The 19,718-nt window shown below is 38.8% G+C and carries 22 protein-coding genes; 12 read left to right on the top strand and 10 right to left on the bottom strand.

Features of this window, described 5'->3' with window-relative positions; genetic code table 11:
- Window positions 1-69: 69 nt before the first annotated feature.
- Entirely contained in the window at window positions 70-1,668 is a 1,599-nt protein-coding gene (locus IGI42_RS16825) for an NlpC/P60 family protein (RefSeq protein ID WP_438717129.1), read from the bottom strand.
- Between the two features lie 269 nt (window positions 1,669-1,937).
- Here IGI42_RS16825 and IGI42_RS16820 point away from each other — a divergent pair, with 269 nt between their 5' ends.
- The gene (locus IGI42_RS16820; RefSeq protein WP_438717128.1) at window positions 1,938-2,906 is read left to right on the top strand and encodes a GIY-YIG nuclease family protein; all 969 of its coding nucleotides are present in this window, start codon (window positions 1,938-1,940) and stop codon (window positions 2,904-2,906) included.
- 280 nt (window positions 2,907-3,186) lie between these two features.
- Window positions 3,187-3,678, top strand: coding sequence for a GyrI-like domain-containing protein (locus IGI42_RS16815; RefSeq protein ID WP_438717127.1), 492 nt, complete (start codon window positions 3,187-3,189; stop codon window positions 3,676-3,678).
- A 96-nt stretch (window positions 3,679-3,774) separates the two neighbouring features.
- Here the strand turns inward: IGI42_RS16815 and mgsA are convergent, their stop codons facing one another.
- The 3 genes from mgsA to pnuC form a co-directional block, all read right to left on the bottom strand.
- On the bottom strand, window positions 3,775-4,197 hold the full coding sequence (gene mgsA, locus IGI42_RS16810; protein WP_438717126.1) for a methylglyoxal synthase: 423 nt from the start codon (window positions 4,195-4,197) through the stop codon (window positions 3,775-3,777).
- 18 nt (window positions 4,198-4,215) lie between these two features.
- Window positions 4,216-4,830 carry a histidine phosphatase family protein gene (locus tag IGI42_RS16805; protein WP_438717125.1) on the bottom strand — a complete coding sequence of 205 codons (615 nt, stop codon included), beginning with the start codon at window positions 4,828-4,830 and terminating at the stop codon, window positions 4,216-4,218.
- A 187-nt stretch (window positions 4,831-5,017) separates the two neighbouring features.
- Complete coding sequence (gene pnuC, locus IGI42_RS16800; RefSeq protein ID WP_438717124.1) at window positions 5,018-5,761, bottom strand: nicotinamide riboside transporter PnuC; 744 nt, start codon at window positions 5,759-5,761, stop codon at window positions 5,018-5,020.
- A 174-nt stretch (window positions 5,762-5,935) separates the two neighbouring features.
- On the opposite strand from pnuC, the gene IGI42_RS16795 reads away from it, so the two are divergent.
- From IGI42_RS16795 to IGI42_RS16780, 4 genes are all read left to right on the top strand, one after another.
- Window positions 5,936-7,195 (top strand): cytochrome P450, encoded by a 1,260-nt coding sequence (locus IGI42_RS16795; RefSeq protein WP_438717123.1) that lies wholly within the window; start codon window positions 5,936-5,938, stop codon window positions 7,193-7,195.
- Window positions 7,196-7,342: 147 nt separating this feature from the next.
- Window positions 7,343-8,032 (top strand): YoaK family protein, encoded by a 690-nt coding sequence (locus IGI42_RS16790; protein WP_438717122.1) that lies wholly within the window; start codon window positions 7,343-7,345, stop codon window positions 8,030-8,032.
- A gap of 843 nt (window positions 8,033-8,875) precedes the next feature.
- Window positions 8,876-9,427, top strand: coding sequence for a DUF5067 domain-containing protein (locus tag IGI42_RS16785; protein ID WP_438717121.1), 552 nt, complete (start codon window positions 8,876-8,878; stop codon window positions 9,425-9,427).
- A 330-nt stretch (window positions 9,428-9,757) separates the two neighbouring features.
- Entirely contained in the window at window positions 9,758-10,021 is a 264-nt protein-coding gene (locus IGI42_RS16780; RefSeq protein ID WP_438717120.1) for a DUF6442 family protein, read from the top strand.
- A gap of 43 nt (window positions 10,022-10,064) precedes the next feature.
- Here the strand turns inward: IGI42_RS16780 and IGI42_RS16775 are convergent, their stop codons facing one another.
- Both IGI42_RS16775 and IGI42_RS16770 read right to left on the bottom strand, forming a co-directional pair.
- Window positions 10,065-10,478, bottom strand: a complete 414-nt coding sequence (locus tag IGI42_RS16775) for a YybH family protein (RefSeq protein ID WP_438717119.1) — start codon at window positions 10,476-10,478, stop codon at window positions 10,065-10,067.
- A 178-nt stretch (window positions 10,479-10,656) separates the two neighbouring features.
- A complete protein-coding gene (locus IGI42_RS16770; protein WP_438717118.1) occupies window positions 10,657-10,950 on the bottom strand; it encodes a rhodanese-like domain-containing protein in 294 nt (97 codons plus the stop codon).
- A 74-nt stretch (window positions 10,951-11,024) separates the two neighbouring features.
- Between IGI42_RS16770 and IGI42_RS16765 the strand changes: the two genes are divergently transcribed.
- Window positions 11,025-11,771: a YdcF family protein gene (locus tag IGI42_RS16765; RefSeq protein ID WP_438717117.1), complete on the top strand. Its 747-nt coding sequence runs from the start codon at window positions 11,025-11,027 to the stop codon at window positions 11,769-11,771.
- Between the two features lie 121 nt (window positions 11,772-11,892).
- On the opposite strand, the gene IGI42_RS16760 is transcribed toward IGI42_RS16765, so the two are convergent.
- The 4 genes from IGI42_RS16760 to IGI42_RS16745 all read right to left on the bottom strand — a co-directional run bounded on the left by IGI42_RS16760 (window position 11,893) and on the right by IGI42_RS16745 (window position 14,812).
- Window positions 11,893-12,711, bottom strand: a complete 819-nt coding sequence (locus IGI42_RS16760) for a MetQ/NlpA family ABC transporter substrate-binding protein (protein ID WP_438717116.1) — start codon at window positions 12,709-12,711, stop codon at window positions 11,893-11,895.
- 8 nt (window positions 12,712-12,719) lie between these two features.
- The gene (locus IGI42_RS16755) at window positions 12,720-13,391 is read right to left on the bottom strand and encodes a methionine ABC transporter permease (RefSeq protein WP_438717115.1); all 672 of its coding nucleotides are present in this window, start codon (window positions 13,389-13,391) and stop codon (window positions 12,720-12,722) included.
- Entirely contained in the window at window positions 13,388-14,110 is a 723-nt protein-coding gene (locus IGI42_RS16750; protein ID WP_438717114.1) for an ATP-binding cassette domain-containing protein, read from the bottom strand. The genes IGI42_RS16755 and IGI42_RS16750 overlap by 4 nt, the downstream gene beginning before the upstream one ends.
- 456 nt (window positions 14,111-14,566) lie before the next feature.
- Complete coding sequence (locus tag IGI42_RS16745) at window positions 14,567-14,812, bottom strand: hypothetical protein (RefSeq protein ID WP_438717113.1); 246 nt, start codon at window positions 14,810-14,812, stop codon at window positions 14,567-14,569.
- Between the two features lie 205 nt (window positions 14,813-15,017).
- Here IGI42_RS16745 and IGI42_RS16740 point away from each other — a divergent pair, with 205 nt between their 5' ends.
- From IGI42_RS16740 to IGI42_RS16720, 5 genes are all read left to right on the top strand, one after another.
- A complete protein-coding gene (locus IGI42_RS16740; protein ID WP_438717112.1) occupies window positions 15,018-15,449 on the top strand; it encodes a GNAT family N-acetyltransferase in 432 nt (143 codons plus the stop codon).
- A 128-nt stretch (window positions 15,450-15,577) separates the two neighbouring features.
- Window positions 15,578-17,176: an aspartate 4-decarboxylase gene (gene aspD, locus IGI42_RS16735; protein ID WP_438717111.1), complete on the top strand. Its 1,599-nt coding sequence runs from the start codon at window positions 15,578-15,580 to the stop codon at window positions 17,174-17,176.
- Between the two features lie 274 nt (window positions 17,177-17,450).
- Window positions 17,451-18,275 carry a bifunctional hydroxymethylpyrimidine kinase/phosphomethylpyrimidine kinase gene (gene thiD, locus IGI42_RS16730; protein ID WP_438717110.1) on the top strand — a complete coding sequence of 275 codons (825 nt, stop codon included), beginning with the start codon at window positions 17,451-17,453 and terminating at the stop codon, window positions 18,273-18,275.
- The gene (locus tag IGI42_RS16725) at window positions 18,265-18,828 is read left to right on the top strand and encodes an ECF transporter S component (protein WP_438717109.1); all 564 of its coding nucleotides are present in this window, start codon (window positions 18,265-18,267) and stop codon (window positions 18,826-18,828) included. The genes thiD and IGI42_RS16725 overlap by 11 nt, the downstream gene beginning before the upstream one ends.
- 179 nt (window positions 18,829-19,007) lie before the next feature.
- On the top strand, window positions 19,008-19,676 hold the full coding sequence (locus IGI42_RS16720) for an HAD family hydrolase (protein WP_438717108.1): 669 nt from the start codon (window positions 19,008-19,010) through the stop codon (window positions 19,674-19,676).
- Window positions 19,677-19,718: the final 42 nt, after the last annotated feature.

The raw sequence follows: 19,718 nt of genomic DNA, 5'->3' as shown, positions 1-19,718 counted from the left end.
GAATGGAAAAATAGAGGATAAAAAACAGCCAAGAGCGCAGATTTGCGTTTCTTGGCTGTATCTCTACAATTAGTAATTCACTTGTACACCAAAGTCTGGTGTAAAGTATTGAGTTGAACCATATTTTACGTCTTCCCCAGGTTGAGAAGCATGGATATACCCATCGCCACCAGTAGAAATTGCTACGTGGTAAGTTGCTCCTTGATCTCCCCAGAATAGCAAATCCCCTTGCTGTGCTTGGTCAATTGAAATTTGTGTTCCAGATGATTCTTGTGGGACTGTCCAAGCACCAATATCTTGACCAGTTACTTGCTTGTACACGTATTGTGTGAAACCTGAGCAGTCAAAGCCGTCTGGTGTTCTACCGCCCCACTCGTAAGGTGTTCCTAAATATTTTTCTGCTTCTTGAACAATTGCTTCACCCGTTGTTGTTGCTTGGTTTTGGTCAGGTGCTGGTTGTTCAGGTTCTGGCGTCGGAACAGGTTCCGGTGTTGGAACAGGTTCTGGCGTCGGTTCAGGTTCTGGTGTTGGAACAGGCTCTGGCGTCGGTTCAGGTTCCGGTGTTGGAACAGGTTCTGGCGTCGGTTCAGGTTCTGGCGTCGGAACAGGTTCCGGTGTTGGAACAGGTTCTGGCGTCGGTTCAGGTTCTGGCGTCGGAACAGGTTCCGGTGTTGGAACAGGCTCTGGCGTCGGATCCGGTGTTTCATCAATAACCGGCTTATCCGGTGTTATTACTTCATCTACAGCAGGTGGTGCGGGTGTAGGGTCAACAACTGGTGTAGGTGCTGGAGTCGTTGCACCTGTTCCTTTACCGACAATTACAGTCTGTCCCGAATAGATAACATTATCCTGCAAATTATTCCATTCAGTAAATTGCTGTGGTGTGATAGCAAAATTCTCAGTAATTGAAGCCACTGTGTCACCTGATTGGACTACATATTGAGAAACCGGATCAGCTGTATTGACCATTGATGTCGCTGCTGGTGCTGTTTCTACGACAGTTGTTTGATCATATTTTGTCAGATCGTTTTCTTCGATCGTTGTGATTAAGGCTTTTGCATATTCTGGCTGTTGATTGAAGCGACCTTCCAATGCTTGGGCAGCTGTTTGATAGTCCTTCGCATTACTCTTCCAGCTATTAGAGAAATACAAATCTTGACCATCTTTTTCAGTAGTCTTCATAATTTCAACATAATCTTGTGCAGCTTCTTTATAAGAATTGTATGTTTTCAGCTCTTTTTTAGAAGTTACTGAAGCGCCATTTGAAAAGTCCTCTTTATCCAACATAGCTGATTGACCCTGATATTGGCCTTCAAAACCAAATAAATTATTATACGGTGCCTGAGCAAAACTATTTTGTCCCCAGTTACTTTCTACAATTGCCTGAGCCATCATTACAGAAGCGAATAAATCATTTTTGTCTGCTAAAGGTTCTACCACTTTGGCAATCTCGTTGATGAATGCTGCCTTGTCAACATTGGATGCTGAAACTGTATTGTCGTTTTCTACAGCTTCTACTTGATTGACACCAAACAATGGTACAGCTACCGAACAAGTTACTAATGCGGTTCCGACTACAGCTGAACCTTTTTTCAAGTATTGATAATTATTAGTAAATCGTCTTTTCTGCTGGCGCAGTTCTCTACGAGTAAGTACCTTTTTTTCCATTCATACATCTCCATTCGATAAAATTATTCCCACGAATTTAATTATAGCATATCGCGGTAAAATTGAGGTCCAAAAGCTAAGTTTTTTTCGCATTTTCACAAATTATTTGATGTTTCTTGATGTTTCTTGCGATTACTTCCTATTAATTACTGGGACGCATCAGTTTTTTTCCTTTAAAATAATATTTCGTAAACCTATTTTCTCCTAGAACCTTTCTATCGAATATTTTTGGCTAAACAATTACAATAGACATAGGATAGGAGGTTATCATGACAACACTTAAAGAAAAAGTAAAACAACTTCCTGAAACACCAGGCGTTTACCTTATGAAGAATCATCAAAACCAAGTGATTTATGTAGGAAAGGCAAAAAAATTAAAGCAACGTGTTAGTTCCTACTTCGTAAATAGTAAAGCACATGCCAACAAGACAAAGCAAATGATCCGCTTGATCACCGACTTTGACTTTCAATTGGTTGACACCGAATTCGATGCTTTGGTTCTAGAATGTGAGATGATCCATGCTTTTCGTCCTCCTTATAATCGCTTGATGAATCATTATGAAGAATATGGCTATTTTCAGTTTATAGATTCTCCACCTTATTTCAGAGTACTTGATAATTGGTCAGATGATGGCTTTGTAATCGGTCCCTTTTATCGAAAAAGCAAAATGATCGATTTCAAGGACACCATAAACAGTGTGTATCATTTAGATGGTCCTTTGCGGTATGCCAGAGGGATTGTTGGGGATTATCGAGATCTTTCACCGGAGAATGAATTTCAACAACGTTTAGAAGAAATCAAACAAACATTGCTGGGTCGATCTACGAAAGTATTAACTCGAATTGAGGATCGTGTAGAAGCAGCCAGTGAACGCAAAGATTTTGAAACAGCCCAACGTTGGTGGGGAAACTACTTGTTGGTCCAACGATTTTTGCGACGGAACCGTCAATTGCTGCAAGCCACGAATGAATCAGTTTTTGTAGGAATACTACCTGATGATAAAAAATACTATTGTTATTTATATGCCAAAGGACAACTGATAGGTAAAACCGTTTACCAAAGAAAACCTCAAGATCAACAGGCTTATCGACGCCTTATTAGACAAGTTACTGCTACACAATGGCAAAGTTTGCGAGAAAAAAAGTATTTGGACAAACAGGATGTAGATCTCTTTCCAATCTTTTTTAACTATTTGCAGCGTCATGGTCAAGTTAGTCGCTTTCAATGGCCAGAATGAGATTATGATAGAAGTGTTCAGCTCTTTTGAAAATGGCTGTGACATAAAGCGTCACAGCCATTTTCTGGTAAATATAAGTCACTTGACCAATTTGAAACATAATTTTCTTAGGGTTTAGGATAAATATTGATCATACCAATGGATGAACTTGGTAAATATTAGCTTTTTCTAATTAGCTCATTAAACTAAAAGAATACTTCTATAACAAGTAAAAAGAATTTGTATTCGCTTTCGAAGATTGCTACAATAAACACACAATACCTCAGATTGGAGCCCTTATATGCAGATCGAAAAAGTCCTCAAACCTGAACAATGGGTCGTTACAATGTCCACTCACATATCCTATGAATATTTACCAAAATATATCGGCAATGCCTTTGCCGAGCTGTCTGCTTATCTCCAAAAAAATGACGCTCAGCTTGTCGGTACACCGTTTATTTCTTACTTGAATTTAGATGAAAATGGCCAATCCAAAGATGAATTGCAGCATGTTGAAATCGGTTTTCCAGTTGAACGTTTATTGCCATCCACCCATAAGTTCCAAGCTTATCAACAGGAGGCGTACCATGCAGTACGAACTGTTTATATTGGTGACTATGATGTATTGACCGATTCGTACCAAGAATTATTAAAAGCGATCAAAGAAATTAACGGTATTTTTGCTCAGCGTAGTTATGAGTATTTCTTGACCGATACTAGTGTTCCATTAGACCAACAAGAAACGATGATTGAATTAGCTTATCTTCCGAAAGATCGGGAGCATGCTGAATAGAACATCTAAAACTCGCTCATTTTTACAATACTAAATCTATGATGCCACAAAGAAAAATCAGCTATCCTTCACAAAGAGGGAAAGCTGATTTTTTATTTATAAGGAAATTGGTCGATTGTCCCCAACGTGCACAATCTCACGAAAATCTGCCAAACCGATCTGGAGACCGCGAATTAAAATTTCAGCAGTACCTATATTGGTAGCTAGTGGAATTTCATAGACATCACTGAGACGAATCAAGGCATTTACATCTGGTTCATGAGGTTGAGCGGCTAGTGGATCACGCAAAAAAATGACCATGTCCATTTGGTCTTCGGAAATCAAGGCACCAATTTGCTGATCACCGCCAAGAGGGCCGGACTTGAATCGATGGACTTTTAGTTGAGTCGCCTCCATAATCCGAGTTCCCGTCGTACCAGTGGCATATAGCTGATGATTCTGTAAAATCAACTCATAAGCCGTAACTAATTTCACCATTAGGTCCTTCTTACGATCATGGGCAATTAAAGCGATATTCACGTAATTTCTCCTCTCAAATTAAAATGTTTCTCCCCAGGTATCAAACACTAAATCATCACCTTCAGTATGCGCAACTGTTACACTGGCATTGGCGAAGGGTGCGCCTTCACGGGTTTTTGCCAAAGGAATTCCTTGCAACGTCTTCAATAATGTTCGCAATACAATGCCATGACTGACAACGAGTACAGTGCCATCAGGGTATTGCTTACGCAAATCCTGTAAGACTTCATTCGTGCGAGCCAATAAACTTTCATACGTTTCCGCTCCAATTGATTTTGCATCAAACAAATCCGGACGTTGCATATAGTGCTCAAACTCAGGATGCTCGGACACACTATCAATTTCCACACCTTCCCACTCACCAAGATTCAACTCCATTAGTCGGCTGTCGGTAGTTAGCACACTAGCGTTCAACAAATGATGATGCGCTAGAAGAATCTCCGCTGTGGTTTGCGCTCGTTTTTGTGTGGATGAGACCACTAAATCAAAAGTCACATCCTTCAGCTGTTCAGCCAAACGCTCGGTTGCTTCGGCCCCTTCTTTGGTTAGCGGTGAATCCACCGTCGCACCATTAAACCGACGCTGACGATTAATTTCCGTTTCCCCGTGCCGCACAAAATAAAATATAGTCATCAAATTGCTCCTTCTTCAAAATTAGTGTCGTCTTACTTAAAGACAGTTTAGGCTCCTAGTCGGTTCTATCTTATATCCATACTGATTGATTAATTACTTTCAGTATACCGAACTTTTAGTCCAATGACATGTTTCTTGAGTAATTTTACGCTAAATTCGCAAAAAATTTACATCATTTAGCTAATTATCAGCTATGTTGATGTGCATATTCCTGTTCTTGTTCTTGCATCCGCTGCCGTTCTTTTTTATTGTACCAAGGTGAAATGGTGAAAGCCAATACATCATTTATTAAATAGACCGAACTATTAATAAACATCGCTAAACTAGCTGAACCATGTTTAAATGATATGAACCAAAGAACCATCTGCGCTAAACCAGAAGCCAGCCACCAGAAATATTGGTTGTTGTAACGTAAAAAACTGATAATTCCTGCAGATAAACTAATCGCAAAAGCAATAGCATCAATCCAAGGACGAGGATCATCCGTGAACTGTTGAATCAAATTACCGGAGATAAAATATACTATCATCGTTCCTACAATCGCAACAATCCAGCTTTTACCAGTAAATTGACGAATTTTGCTGGCCATGTTGCTATTCCATTCTTTACTTAAAAGTACAGGGATATCCAAAGTCACCATGTAAGCAATCTGTTCACCTATACTCAAATAATTTTTGGCAGAGAAACCGACAATAATAAAACAAATTGCTGACAAAATACCTAACACACCATTTACCGACTTTGCTGCACTAATCGATAAAATACATAAAACACCTAAATTAGTTCCAATAAAAGCAACCACAGACAGCCAAGTAATCGGGCTGTTCACCAAGGTCATAATCTGGCAACCCAAGCTGAAATAAAACAAATAGTAATTTTGCTGCGGCCATCCTTTCAACTGATGACCTAAAAAATGCAAGTAAGAACCCATAAAAAAACCTCCTAAATATTATTGTGCTTGTGCTATCCTATCTTATTTTTTTCGATCGGTTAACTGATACGTTTGGTTCCCCTTACTTAGTATTTTCGAGGTGTTTTTTTTGTTAATTTTGACGAAAAAAGTTACGATTATTTTAGAGCAAAAATCAGAAAGAAGGATGACAAAATGAAACAAGTTCCAGAAATTAAAATCAAAGTCACCGACGTTACTGAGCGTTTAGATGAAGGGTATCTGCTTTTAACTGAGCTACGCAAGGAAGCCAACGCACCGGTGATAAAGGCACGTCTGCTAAATCAAGAAATCACTGCGATTTATGGCCAAGAAGCGGCCAAAATTTTCTATGACCCTCGCAATTTTAAGCGAGAAGGCGCTATGCCAAAACTGGTTTTGAAAACATTGTTTGGTGAAGATGGCGTTCAAACGTTGGATGGTCAAGACCATACCCAGCGCAAAACCATTTTTATGGATCTAATGAGCCCCACACGGATGGAGAAATATCATCAAATTCTTGATCGTCGTCTAACCGAAAAATTAGATCAACAACATGGTGAATTTACTTTATTTGATGTCGCGAAGGATGTTTTGTTCCGTTCGATCTGTGAATGGTCCGGTATTAATCTGGCAAATTATAGCGACGAAGAGATCGAACAACTAACCGACTATCAAATTTCCATGATCAGCTCAGCGATCACTAGCCCTACTGCTCACGTCAAAGGTGTTGAAAATCGTAAAAAATCCGAGAAATGGGCGCAAGGGTTGATCGAAGATGCCCGCAATCATCCAGTGGCTGGGAAAGAGGATGTCGCTCTTTACGCTTTTGCCAATGCAACTGACAGTAAAGGAGAATTGCTGTCGATTGATACGGCAGCAGTCGAATTGTTAAACATTGTTCGTCCAACCGTTGCTTTGACCGTATGGATTGCTTTAATGGGACACGCCTTGTTCAGTCGACCTGATATTTACCAACGCTTGAAGGCAGAATTCAGTGAATTACAGGATTCGTTTATTCAAGAAATGCGTCGTTACTACCCTTTCTTCCCCATGTTGCCAGCATTTACGGTACAAGATGTGGAAGTTGATGACTATTTGATTCCTAAAGACAGCTGGGTGGTGTTAGATATTTATGGCACCAATCACGACGAACGTACGATTGAAACACCGGATGTTTTCCGTTTGAAACGATATGTGGGCAAAGAAAAACACATTTCCTACAATGAAGAATATGAAATGATTGCTCAAGGTGGTGGGAAATTCAACGAAATGCATCGCTGTGCTGGTGAGTGGATTACTTTGCATACGATGCGGGTATTTTCTGACCAATTGGTTAATAAGTATACTTTCTCAGTACCCGAACAGGATTGGGAAATTCCAATGAACAGCTTTCCTACTTTCCCTAACAGTAAAGCGCTGTTGTTTAAAGAATAAATTGTGTTTTCAGTGCCCTTTTCTTTGTGAAGCTGGACAGCAATAACCCTGTTGTGATAAGCTATATACTTGTGAAATTAATCTTTTCAAGTGAAAAGAAAAAAACGCTGGTGATTTACCAGCAACATAGAAAAAGGACGAATAGATATGTCAACGACAGAAAACAAAGTTCCAATACACGAAACGCTGCTGGTGGGTGCCTTATTGGCCGTTTCTGCTGGTGGATTGGATGCGTATTCGTATTTAATTCATGGAAAGGTCTTTGCCGGGCTGCAAACTGGAAACCTGATTTTGCTGGGGATTCATTCATTTTCTGCTGATGGACCCAGTATCAGTCGCTACATTATATCGATTAGTGCATTTATGCTGGGAACCATCCTGGTGCGACTATTCCAGCAACATCATCCCAATCAGCACACACCGAGGCAGCAGTTGTTTATTCTAAGCTGGGAATTATTTTTTATCATTTTGGTGTCAATTTTTTCTTCTCGACTAGCTGATCATTGGTCCAGTGCAGTTTTGTCAATGGTAGCCGCAGCTCAACTACAGGAATTTCGCAAGCTAAAAGGAGACCCTTTTACTTCTTTAATGATGACCGGAAATTTCCGGACACTGGCAGCCAATGTGGCGGACGGTCTGTTTCTAAAGGATCGACAGGCTTGGGGAAAAGCTATAGATATCGGTGTGATTTTATTAAGCTTTTTCATTGGTGCAGCCTTGACAGGGATCTTGACTCCCTACTTGCAAGATCTAACCATTCTAATATCAGGCGGCTGGCTGGTGCTGGCAATGATCGTGTTAGTTATCTACAATCGAGTAGAGGGAAAAGTTGATTAACTTTCCGACCTCTAACACTCCTCAGCATAGAGGCCTCTACTGAGTGGTTCAATAGTTTGAGTATAAGAGCTGATGTCTCAAGGATATATTGATATATCCTTGAGACATCAGTTCTTTTTCTGTAAGTGAACGATGATTTACATGCTTTATATTGTTCGTTGCTGAACAGAATTCTAACTCAATTAAATTGAAATACTCTCTACAAGATCATATTTTTGTTAGGACGATCATTCTAGTTTCGAGAACAATTGTATCTCTATTTATGCTACGCTGTTTAATTACGAAGCCATAAATTTTGAGATACGACTAAGAAAGCATTAAAACAGCATAATTATTTACTACTTTTTTTACATGCATGCATCTATGTATTTACATTAAACAATATAACAATAAATTTATAAATAAAAAATACACGTTTTTTAATATATTTGGCCACGTAAGAATCTATATACTTTATTTACTTTGGTAAAATAATATGGTAACTTATAGGTAGTTACTCGATGGATGATTAGAAAAAATGATGCTACTAATTTTGACCAAAGGGCATTGTCTAAAATTCATAATTAAAAATAAGTTCAAGTGTGTACTTTAGTAATAGAGAATAACTCTATGAAAATTAATATTATATTAGTGCATAAGAAACCGGAGACGAAAGAACATTATAACTAGTATGATCATCAATTTCATTAACTTCGCTGGATGGTGTTCATAAAGACAGAAAGTTGCGTCCTGATTAGCTAGGATATTTGAAAAGTTGTTAAGTAAAAAACTTGTCTATTGCTACTTGCTGTGACAGGAATATTTTATAAAAAATACATTAAATTAGAAATGAGGAATTGAAAAATGAAGAAGTCTATTTTATCGTGTTTGTTGCTGATTTCATTAATTGGGTTTGGAGCATGTGGTTCTGACGGATCAAATGATTCTACAGAAAATATCAAAAGTACTGAAACGGCTACTAGCGCTAGTTCGCAGCCTGGCGAAGAAAATGGTACGTATGAGAATCGAACTCTGACTGTACCAGATGGTGTTCTAACAATAACTGGTTTTCAGAAAGGTACCGATTATGAAGGTAAGCCTATGTTTTATGTTCTATTTGACTTAACCAATCATTCAGAAGAAGCTCAGAATGTTCAAACTATGTACATGGGACTGGTTCAAGTCAGCCAAAACACTGGTGATACTACTGAGAATTTGGAATTTTCTATTACAATGGATTCACCCGTTCAAGATAAGTTAGATATGTTGCAAAAAGACATCAATCCTGGAGGGACTGTACAAGGTGCTTACGCTTATAATTTCGCTGACGAATCCAAACCTGTCACTTTCACTTTCACCGATGGACTCTTCTCTATGAACGATCCAATCGCAACTGAAGATATCACAATCCAATAAATCGATAACAAAGAAAAGTGGCACATTTTCAAAGGGAACTGATTGATAGCACTAACAAACATCGAAAGAAGAACCAAATCCTTCCTCGGTGTTTATTAGTGCTATTTTAACATAAGGTTAAAATAGCACTAATAGTTTAGGATAAACCTAGTTAATCCGAGCTAGTTTTTCATCACGTACTTATATCTTATGGTGGACTATGCTTTTTAATGATGAAACTATTAGTACATAATTACATAATGTCACTACTTTTCTTATATTAAAAAGCAGTGACATTGAAAGCGGAATCACGTATAATAGTAGCACGGGGTTTGGTGAGGAGCGAAAAAGATGGAAAAAAGGCAATCAAAAATAAACAGTAATGAATTCGCTATGGGCACGGCCGCGGCCTTCAGCATGATTTTAATGAGTATTTTGATGATCGCTCGTATCGTGACTGATCATGATGTGATGGATATTTTAAGCTTAATTACTGGAGCAATTGGGGCTTTTTGTTACGGGAAATTTATTATGAAGAAACAAAAATTCTGGCTAATCATCTCAGCTGTCTTCTTTGCAGGCTGTATATTTTTCTTTATGAAGTACATTTTATAACTGAATAATTCAAAAAGGAACGGCATTTTAGCCGCTCCTTTTTTTATTGCTCCAGCAGTGTCGTTCCATAGGAATTATCAATGGTACATAACCAGCGGTCCTCAATCTTGGAAAAAACATAAGTAGCTCTTCGTTCCACTGAGAATTCTGAGTTTTTTACCGCCGTGTCATTTGCTTCCAAGAAAGTTTGAGCCAAAACTAAAACTGTACTCCCTGCAACTAGGTACACCATCTTTCCTTCTAATGGTTTGATCGAATTGACAAAATACGCCGCAATTTTGATAAAGGCTTGTTTAATTTGTTCTCGCCCTTTTGCTTGCATCCCTGGTTTAACCACCAGCACTGCGTCTTCACTATAGTAACCTACTAGCTCATCGAATTTTTCTGCTTGAATGAGACGGTCACAGGTGTCAATAATCTGTTTAATCTCTCTTTCAGTTTGTTTTTGTTCCTGCATACTATCGCCACCATTTGATTTTCAACGATTATACCACGGAAAATCCCAACCAAATCATTTTTTCCATAATATCCTTCAAGTTTTGTCTATTTTTTATAAAGGTTCTCATAATATCCGACAGCTTTGGCACAACTATTTAAACGAAAAAAGAGCGGAACTTCTCTGCTCTAACCCAAATTTATTCAGCGACTGTCTCACCATTCCATGCCTTCATTCCGCCTAAAATATTTACTGTTTGATAACCTTGAGCATCTAAAATCGCCGCTGCTTGTTGGCTGCGATTACCCGAAGTACAAATAATATATACTGGCTCGTCTTTCTCACCTTTGTATGTATCAATCTGTGATAAAGGTAAGCTTTTCGCTTGGGCAATATGTCCTGACTCAAATGCGCTGTGGTCTCGTACATCTAACAAATTTATTGTATCCAAAGTCAATTTTTCTTGTAGTTGGTCGGTAGTAATCTGCTCCATTTTTTTCGCTCCTTCATAAAAAGTGATACAATACATAATAACGCTTTTATTCGACACGTCAAGGAGGAATTTCGATGCTATTTGACTTAATGACATTGGTAGAGTATCTAACGAGCTTTCCAGAAAATCATTCCTTTGAATCAAATACCTTATTAATTGCTGGCAATAGCATTCCTGAATTAACGAAGGAGGCCGCAGAATTCTGCCGGCAACATTCGACGATTACACAAATTATCTTTGCTGGCGGCATCGGTCACGGTACATTGCCACTGATTGATAGTATTCGTGCTCACGGTCCCAAATTACAATTACCAGATTGGGAATACAAATCTGAAGCTGAAATTACATCAGCTTTATTTGAGGTATACTATCCCGAACACAACCTTACCTTTTATCTAGATAAAGAGTCGACAAATACTGGTGAGAATGCACGCTTTTCTCGAGATTTATTTTTACAAAAGGCGCGCCCAAAGAATTTCTGGCTGTTGCAGGACCCACTATTGCAATTGAGAACACACGTGACTTTGGTTAAAGAATGGGGGCTACCAAGAAAGGCCATCCAACCATTACCTTTAGAACAACCGGTTTTAATTGACTATGATCAAGCACCACGCTTTGCTAATCCGGTGATGAATCAATGGTGGCGTAATGACTACTTCCTTTCTTTAGTAATTGGAGAAATTCGACGACTACAGGATAATCAAGAAGGATACGGTCCTAAAGGTACGGGATTCATCCCTCACATAGACGTTCCTGAAGAAGTAGTGATTAGCTATCAACGGTGTCAACAAATGCTAAAACAAGATATCCGGAAATCCTAAGCATTGATTGATAAAACTAGATACCGTTTCGATCGCAGAAATAAGATTTATAGTTGGAGGAAGTTACACTTCCCTACAAGGAAACCCCTGAAAAATCTCAGGGGTTTCCTATCATTTTTGTTTAAAAGGCTGGAACATTGGCGCCTTCTGAACTTTTTTTGATATATTCTGCCACTTTTTCTGTTGTCATTGCTTTTTTCAACACGTTAATTTTTTCGCTGTCTTTTTCGGTTTTCCGAGTTACTAATTGCAAAGCATAATGTTTACTTGACTCTTCGTTCTCCAATAAAATTGCATCTTTGGTAGTCAAGTCAATCGGTTTTAAATAAGCAGGATAACAAAACACCATCGCAATATCTTTTTCTTCGTAGGCTTTTGCTAAATTTAACAGATCGACACTCTCAAAGGCCAGATTTTTAGGATTTTCGACAATGTCAGCGACTGTACCATCAAAGCCTACACCTTCTTTTAAGTGAATGACACCTTTCGCATTTAAAATGGCTAACGCTCGTCCTTCATTAGTAGGATCACTAGGGATTCCCACTTTTGCTCTTTCTGGTAAATCTTCAACATGGTTATAGTTTTTTGAATAGAACCCGCCGGCAAAATAATAAATCGGTTGGACTGCCACTAGTTCGGCATCCTTTTCTTGGTTGAACATGTTCATAAAGGGTTCGTGTTGAGCAAAGTTTGCGTCCGCTTCCTCATGCTGGACTGCATCATTATAGGCCACATTGTCACTGACCTCCATAATATTAATGGTGTAACCTTCCTTTTCCGCTTCCTTTTGAGCAATCTCCAAAATATCTTTGGAGGATTCTAATTGAACCGCAACGGTAATTTCTTTATCTTCCTCAGTTGTAGCAGCTTTACTTCCACCACATGCAGCAAGCACTAAAGTTGCTGCAACAGCTAAACCGCTTAAAATAATTTTTTTCATTTTTTCTCCTACTTTCGTTTATCTAATTTTTGGGCAACGAAATTTCCTAGCATTTGTAATATAAAAACTAAGCCAATCATAATTACAATAGCAACATACATGATTCCATATTCGTAGCGTTGGTAACCAACTCGGACTGCGAAATCACCAATACCGCCACCACCAACTACACCCATCACGGTTGAATAAGACACCATACTGACAATGGTGGTCGTATATGCTAGTACTAATCCGCTGCGAGCTTCTACTAATAAAAAATTCCAAATATATTGCAGCCTAGATGTCCCTAACGAATTTGCTAAGATGTAAACTTCCTCTGGTACATCCAGTAACACCTGTTCTACTAAGCGAGCAAAAATAGCGGTTGCCACAATACTAAGAGGAATCGATGAAGGAATCGGTCCGAATGCTTTTCCTAAAACCGAACGCGTCACAGGAATCAAAGCGATAACAAATAATAAATAAGGGAAAGATCTTACAATTGTTACTATAAAGTTCAACAACCAATATAACGCAGGTTGATGCCCTTTCATTTTCGGATTTGCTAAAAATAGGCTCAAGCCTAGTGGTAAACCTGCAAACAAACAAATAAACATAGAGATTGACATCATAATCCCAGTTTCTTTTAGCCCAACTAAAAGCGATGGCCAATATTCAAGCAAGCTCTGCGAAAAGGTCATGACTGTAAACTCCTTTTCACTTTTTCTAAGTAAGAAAGTTTTTCATCAAGAAATTGGTTAGGGTTATTGGGAAATTCGCCAACTAATTGTCCATTTTCCATCACCAAAATTCGATGACAAAGACTTTTTACCGTTTCTAGTTCATGACTAACGAAGAAAATAGTAGGTCTAAACTCTTGATGAATTTTATACAAGAGACGAACGATGCTTTCGGTATTTTCCTCATCCAATGAACTAGTAGCTTCATCACATAGCAACCATTTAGGATCTCGAATCAACGCTCTTGCAATCGATACCCGTTGTTTTTCGCCACCAGAAAGTTGGGCAGGATACACCTCTGCTTTGTGACTCATTCCTACAAAGTTCAATAACTCTCGAACTTTCGTTGGCTTTTTTTCTTTTACCAGCTTTAATGGTAAAGCAATATTATCCTGAACATTTAAGTTCTCCAGCAAATTGTAGTTCTGAAAAACCATCCCCATTTTCTGTTGCTGTTGACGAACTGCTTTTTTGGGTAAGGTTTGAAGATTTATTCCATCAATTAGGATTTTTCCATCACTTGGTTGCTCCATTAAATTCAGCAGGCGCAGTAAGGTTGTCTTCCCCGAGCCACTTTTACCAACAATTCCTACAATTTCTCCGGTCTTGATAGACAATTGAATATTCGATAAAGCCTGTATTTCTCCATAGGATTTTGACACATTTATCAAGTCTAGCATAGCATCCTCCTAAATTAAAGTAACATACTATAACAATACAATATTCTGTTACATATTCAAGTATTTTTTTACGATTTACCGATTTTAACATCACCCAACAATTATGATATCTTACTAATCATAAAGTTTCTATCTTTTTGTTTATGATGGATTATAATCTGTTTTTATACTGTACTATTATCATCAGACATATACCGCATTAATATAACTAACGTTTTTTAATGTATGATCTGTTTTCATTCAATAGCAGATACTATTTCCGATAGCTCATTAATTTTATTGAAGGCACACAAATAGTGGCTGTGACATTAACGTCACAGCCACCGAAAAGTGCATAATCGGTGTAACTGAATCAGCTCTTTCGGCTTAATTCTTGGAACTGAACACTCCAGTCGCACCATCATCTTCACTATTTCTATTTTTACTGACATACTGTTACATCTTGTTGAAGATAAGTTAGAGAGAAACAAATCCAACGATTGTCTGCCATATATTACTAACAAAATCCGTAGCTTGCTGCCATAAACCACCTAAATTAGGGGAAGTCATAAATGATTGGATATTCGAAATCATTTGATCCTTATAAGTATAAAGGATAAAGAGCAAGAATAGAACCCCGGCTATGCGCCATAAGAATGAGCCAACCTTTACAACGAAATATACTAATAAGCCAATAAATACTAAAGCGATAATCTGATCCATGACGATCCCTCCTATAAAGTTCATTATCCATCATTTGAGAATTTTTTACATGGGTCTTGGGTCCGATATGTTTACCAGACTTTTGGAATAATTGTATTGTAAGTAAAGTAGATGAAGGTTTTGCGAAGCCTTTCTTGAAAAGGTGTAAAGTCTGGTGTAAATTTTCCACCTATGAGAGAATGATTCAAAAGAAAGGGTGATCAATATGTATAATCGGACTGCTGAAGCATCAGACTACCCCGTCATGGTACAGTTATGGGAACGTTCGGTGCGAGCGACGCATGACTTTTTGACTGAACCAGATGTACAGGAATTAATGAAAGCTCTCCCTAGTTACTTTGCTGATTTGGATATGAAGCTTTGGTATGACTATGATCAGATTGTCGGTTTTAGTGGTACGGCTGCAGGAAAACTTGAAATGCTGTTTTTGGAGCCGCAACATCGGCAAAAGGGTCTTGGCAGTCAAATCATTGAAAATTTGGTTCAAGAAGATGGCATTCGAACCGTTGATGTGAACACGCAAAATGTAGCGGCTTTAAATTTTTATCTAAAGCAAGGCTTTGAGATCACAGGGGAAAGTCCCCTAGATAATCAACACCGTTCATACCCTTTGACCCATTTATCTCTAAGAAAATAGAAAGAATGACAAGTTGATTTATTAATAACTCCTCACCTATATTCTTTGGAAGCTCTCAGCGGATTATCGGTAATTTTAAACACTGTGGCGTTACCATAGAGTTACCATTTATAAAGTGAGGAGAAATTATGCCTATCGCTACCGATAAAAATTTAGAAGAACTAAGTCCCTTTGAATTGAGCTTATTTTTAGAGAAAAAGATCCATGACAACAATAACGGTAAAAACCTATTAAATGCTGGTCGCGGGAATCCTAATTGGACTGCCCCCACCCCACGAGAAGCTTTCTTTTTGTTAGGTCAATTTGCCACCCAAGAAACGCTTCATGATAGTGGTGAGTTGACTGCTGGCATGATTACTGCAACAGTTGATCGCAGTCATCGTTTTGAAGAGTTTTTACAGCAGCATCCAGGTAAAGGCGCTGATTTTTTGAAACAAATTTGGTTTTCTGACAACAATTATTTGGGACTAGCCAAGGATGACTGGTTAACGGAAATGCTGGATCATATTATTGGCGATAATTATCCGAACCCCGTGCGTTGTTTGATAGCCTGTGAAGGACCGATTAAAGCTTACTTAAATCAAGAACTGTTTGCTGATTCTGATATTCCTTTTGATATCTTTGCAGTCGAAGGGGGAACAGCAGGAATATGTTACATATTTGATACATTGATGAATAATTTCTTGTTACATCGTGGGGACAAAATCGCCTTAATGTTGCCGACTTTTGCTCCTTATTTAGAAATTCCAGAATTACCTCAATATGAATTTGATGTGGTTAAAATCCTAGCACAACAGACAGTACTTGACGGAAAATCCAGTTATCAATTCCCTGATGGTGAAATTAATAAATTGCGCGATAAAACGATCAAAGCAGTATTCGTAGTAAATCCCAGCAACCCGACTGCCAATGCAATCTGTCAGTCCACTATTGATTTGATTAAAGAGATAGTAACAACCGACCACAAGGATTTGATGATTTTAACCGATGATGTGTATGGCACATTTGTCCCAGACTTTACTTCTTTGTTTGCAGAATTACCTTATAATACAGCCTGTATTTATTCTTATTCTAAGTATTTTGGTGCAACTGGCTGGCGAATTGGTACCATTGCCGTAGCAAAGAGTTCTATTTTTGATCGACTTATTACAGAGCTTCCGGCTAGTGATAAGACTAAGCTTATTGCAAGATATGCTTCCGTTTCTAGCGATCCAAGCTCGATTTCTTTCATCGATCGGATCGTAGCAGACAGTCGTGATGTTGCCTTGAACCATGCTGCTGGACTTTCTTCTCCTCAGCAAGTCATGATGGTTTTATTTAGTTTGTATTCTTTACTAGATGAAGGTCAAGCGTACAAAGAAGAGGTTATGGCAATTTGCCACGAGCGAGAAAAATTACTGTTTCACACGCTAGGTTTAGATGAGCCCTTGGCTTCTTTAGATACCGCCTATTATTGCGAAATTAATTTTGAAGATTGGGTCCAAAAACGCTACGGTAAAGAATTTGCTGATTATTTGAAAAAATCTTGGACAGTTACTAAAATTTTGACTATCCTAGCTGAAAAGGAACAGCTCATGTTGCTAAAAGCCAACGCTTTTGGTAGCGGTGAATGGGCGGTACGGGTATCGTTAGCCAACCTTTCTACTAAACAGTATGCTGAAGTGGGTAGACGCATCATCCACCTTACCGAGAGTATTCGCAATGAATGGTTGAACGAAACAAAATAATTTGTAAGAGGTTATGACAAAAGTGTTCAGCTTCGAGAGATAAGCCGAAAATAGCTGCTCACATTTTTTGTAATTATTCGGCTTATTTGCGAAAGAGCTACTTCAGTTACACCGATTATGCGGTTTTCAGTGTGGCTGTGACGTTTTATGTCATAGCCACTTTTACATTTTAAAATTCAACAGCCAATTGGATGAGTAAAAACAAATCCAATTGGCTGTTTTCAGTTGTCTTTCTTTCCTGTATTCTTGAAAAAAACATGAAAGGAGTCATTTCATGGAAAAAGTAGTCACAATCGCTGGTTCAGATACGACTGGTGGTGCCGGATTGGAAGCCGATTTAAAAACCTTCCAAGAATTCGGTGTCTTTGGCCTTGCGGCAATCACTTCAATTGTTACCATGAACCCAAAAACAGGCCAACATGCAATGAGTCCTTTAGATCCCGAACTGATTCAACGTCAAATTGATTCAGTTTTCGCTGGACCCATTGACACGATTAAAACCGGTCTGCTCCCTAGCAAGGAAGTAATTGAATTAGTTAGCCGCGTTTTGAGCCAACGAACTGAAAAAATCGTGGTTGATCCAGTAATTGGCGGAAAAAGCACCGTTGATTTCATCCAAGCAGAACCAGTACAGGCGATGCGCAAGCACTTATTACCTCTTGCATTCATTACTACACCTAATCTGCGAGAGGCTGGTATTTTATCAGAGTTAGGAGAACTGTCCAGCCAAGAAGATATGAAAAAAGCAGCGAACATTATTCATTCCTTTGGTGCAAAACATGTGGTGATTAAAGGTGGTGCGCGGCTAGGCTTGGATCAAGCTTATGATCTGCATTACGACGGAAGAAATTTTACCTTCTATCCGCATCCGCTAATTGATACACCCTACAATCATGGAGCCGGCTGTACTTTTGCTGCCGCTATTACCGCAGCGTTAGCTAAAAATTATAGCCCCAAGCAAGCGATTGAGTTAGCGATCCGTTTTGTCGAAGCCGCTATCCGAGCCGGAACACTGATAAACTCTTTTACAGGACATGTCTGGCATGGTGCCTTTAACCAGGCAGAAAAACGATTGGAGCTGAAAACTGATGAACAATGATAAAAAAATTCGAACAATTGTCTTAATTGCCCTTTTTACGGCGCTCACTATTACCGGAACAATGATCAAAATTCCTTTACCAACAGGGGCGTTCATCCATTTCGGCAATGCCGTGGTTTTGTTAGCGGTCTTGTTAACTGGTTATTGGCAAGGCTCATTGGCTGGTGGATTAGGTTTCTTCATCTTCGACATGCTGAATGGGTATGCAAACGAAGCGCCTTATTTCTTGCTAGAAAGTTTTGTTGTAGGCGCAGCTGCTTATCTTGGCTTTATGTTATTCAAAAAACAACCAAAAGCAGTTTGGCAAATTGTCGTTATCGGTATTATGGCGGGCATTGCTAAGTTTATAATGTCTGTGATTAAAGCGACTGTAATGAGTATGATTGCTGGAGCCCAATTACGGCCTGCATTCTTTGCAGCTCTAGCAACGATGCCTGCGACTGTAATCAACATCTTTTCTACTATTATAATTGTTAGTCTGGTATACTTCCCTCTGCGTAAAGCCATGCAGACAATTTTTCATAATCAACCAATGAGCTCTAAGAGGTTGTGATAGAAGCGCTCAACTTCGATAAATAACCGAAAATAGCTGCTCATATTTTTACGATTAGGCGGCTTATTTCCGAAAGAGATGCTTTTTTTACACCGATTAGGCGGTTTTCAGTGGCTATGACATTTTATGTCACAGCCACTTTTTTTATGGTAAGATTAAAATAAAACGGGGGTTGAACGATGAAATGTGCGATTTTTGATATGGATGGGACCCTGATTAACTCTGAAAAGAAATATTTTGCTTGTTGGCAAAGCTTGATGCAATGTCAGGGTTATGCCCTTACTACTGATTTCTATCGTAATGTCTTAGGAAGTCCTATTAACGCAATTAAGCCCTTATTCTTAGAAGAATATGGAAGCGATTTCCCATTTGATTATTTATTTGAGCAAATCGCTCACCGTAGAAAATGCTATATAACAAATGCTCACTTTGAATTGAATCAAGGAGCGCTCACGTTTCTTCAAGCGTGTGAACAGGAAAAAATCACATGTGGCTTGGCCACCTCCTCACCTTATACGGAAGCACGACCTGTATTAGAAGCTTTAGGTGTATGGGCGTACTTTTCTTTCACTGCTTTCGGTAATGAAGTAATCGAAGGTAAACCACATCCAGAAATTTTCAACTTGGCCGCTAAGCGATCCGGCCATTCTAAAAACAATATCGTCGTATTCGAAGACTCAAAAAATGGTTTACTAGCCGCAAAAGGCGCCGACCTCGCTGTGATTCACTTAAATGACTTCATTCCACTTGATGAAGATGTCATGCACATACCACTTGGAAGTTACCAAGATTTTGATCAAATACTACAATCCTGCCATTTTAAGCCACAAGCACTTGCGTCCAAATAAACTAATTAGACTAAGCTTTCCATTTTCAATCGTTTTAGGCTA

The sequence above is a fragment of the Enterococcus sp. AZ109 genome (assembly GCF_051714625.1).
Classification (GTDB): domain Bacteria; phylum Bacillota; class Bacilli; order Lactobacillales; family Enterococcaceae; genus Enterococcus_A.
The sequence above is the reverse complement of the archived record's forward strand: the minus strand, read 5'-3'. Positions and strand labels throughout refer to the sequence as shown.

Bases quoted from the DNA above. Each gene is read 5' to 3' on its own strand.
- IGI42_RS16825 (WP_438717129.1), bottom strand. From the start codon at position 1,668: ATGGAAAAAAAGGTACTTACTCGTAGAGAACTGCGCCAGCAGAAAAGA.
- IGI42_RS16820 (WP_438717128.1), top strand. From the start codon at position 1,938: ATGACAACACTTAAAGAAAAAGTAAAACAACTTCCTGAAACACCAGGC.
- IGI42_RS16815 (WP_438717127.1), top strand. From the start codon at position 3,187: ATGCAGATCGAAAAAGTCCTCAAACCTGAACAATGGGTCGTTACAATG.
- IGI42_RS16805 (WP_438717125.1), bottom strand. From the start codon at position 4,830: ATGACTATATTTTATTTTGTGCGGCACGGGGAAACGGAAATTAATCGT.
- pnuC (WP_438717124.1), bottom strand. From the start codon at position 5,761: ATGGGTTCTTACTTGCATTTTTTAGGTCATCAGTTGAAAGGATGGCCG.
- IGI42_RS16795 (WP_438717123.1), top strand. From the start codon at position 5,936: ATGAAACAAGTTCCAGAAATTAAAATCAAAGTCACCGACGTTACTGAG.
- IGI42_RS16790 (WP_438717122.1), top strand. From the start codon at position 7,343: ATGTCAACGACAGAAAACAAAGTTCCAATACACGAAACGCTGCTGGTG.
- IGI42_RS16785 (WP_438717121.1), top strand. From the start codon at position 8,876: ATGAAGAAGTCTATTTTATCGTGTTTGTTGCTGATTTCATTAATTGGG.
- IGI42_RS16780 (WP_438717120.1), top strand. From the start codon at position 9,758: ATGGAAAAAAGGCAATCAAAAATAAACAGTAATGAATTCGCTATGGGC.
- IGI42_RS16775 (WP_438717119.1), bottom strand. From the start codon at position 10,478: ATGCAGGAACAAAAACAAACTGAAAGAGAGATTAAACAGATTATTGAC.
- IGI42_RS16770 (WP_438717118.1), bottom strand. From the start codon at position 10,950: ATGGAGCAGATTACTACCGACCAACTACAAGAAAAATTGACTTTGGAT.
- IGI42_RS16765 (WP_438717117.1), top strand. From the start codon at position 11,025: ATGCTATTTGACTTAATGACATTGGTAGAGTATCTAACGAGCTTTCCA.
- IGI42_RS16760 (WP_438717116.1), bottom strand. From the start codon at position 12,711: ATGAAAAAAATTATTTTAAGCGGTTTAGCTGTTGCAGCAACTTTAGTG.
- IGI42_RS16755 (WP_438717115.1), bottom strand. From the start codon at position 13,391: ATGACCTTTTCGCAGAGCTTGCTTGAATATTGGCCATCGCTTTTAGTT.
- IGI42_RS16750 (WP_438717114.1), bottom strand. From the start codon at position 14,110: ATGCTAGACTTGATAAATGTGTCAAAATCCTATGGAGAAATACAGGCT.
- IGI42_RS16745 (WP_438717113.1), bottom strand. From the start codon at position 14,812: ATGGATCAGATTATCGCTTTAGTATTTATTGGCTTATTAGTATATTTC.
- IGI42_RS16740 (WP_438717112.1), top strand. From the start codon at position 15,018: ATGTATAATCGGACTGCTGAAGCATCAGACTACCCCGTCATGGTACAG.
- aspD (WP_438717111.1), top strand. From the start codon at position 15,578: ATGCCTATCGCTACCGATAAAAATTTAGAAGAACTAAGTCCCTTTGAA.
- thiD (WP_438717110.1), top strand. From the start codon at position 17,451: ATGGAAAAAGTAGTCACAATCGCTGGTTCAGATACGACTGGTGGTGCC.
- IGI42_RS16725 (WP_438717109.1), top strand. From the start codon at position 18,265: ATGAACAATGATAAAAAAATTCGAACAATTGTCTTAATTGCCCTTTTT.
- IGI42_RS16720 (WP_438717108.1), top strand. From the start codon at position 19,008: ATGAAATGTGCGATTTTTGATATGGATGGGACCCTGATTAACTCTGAA.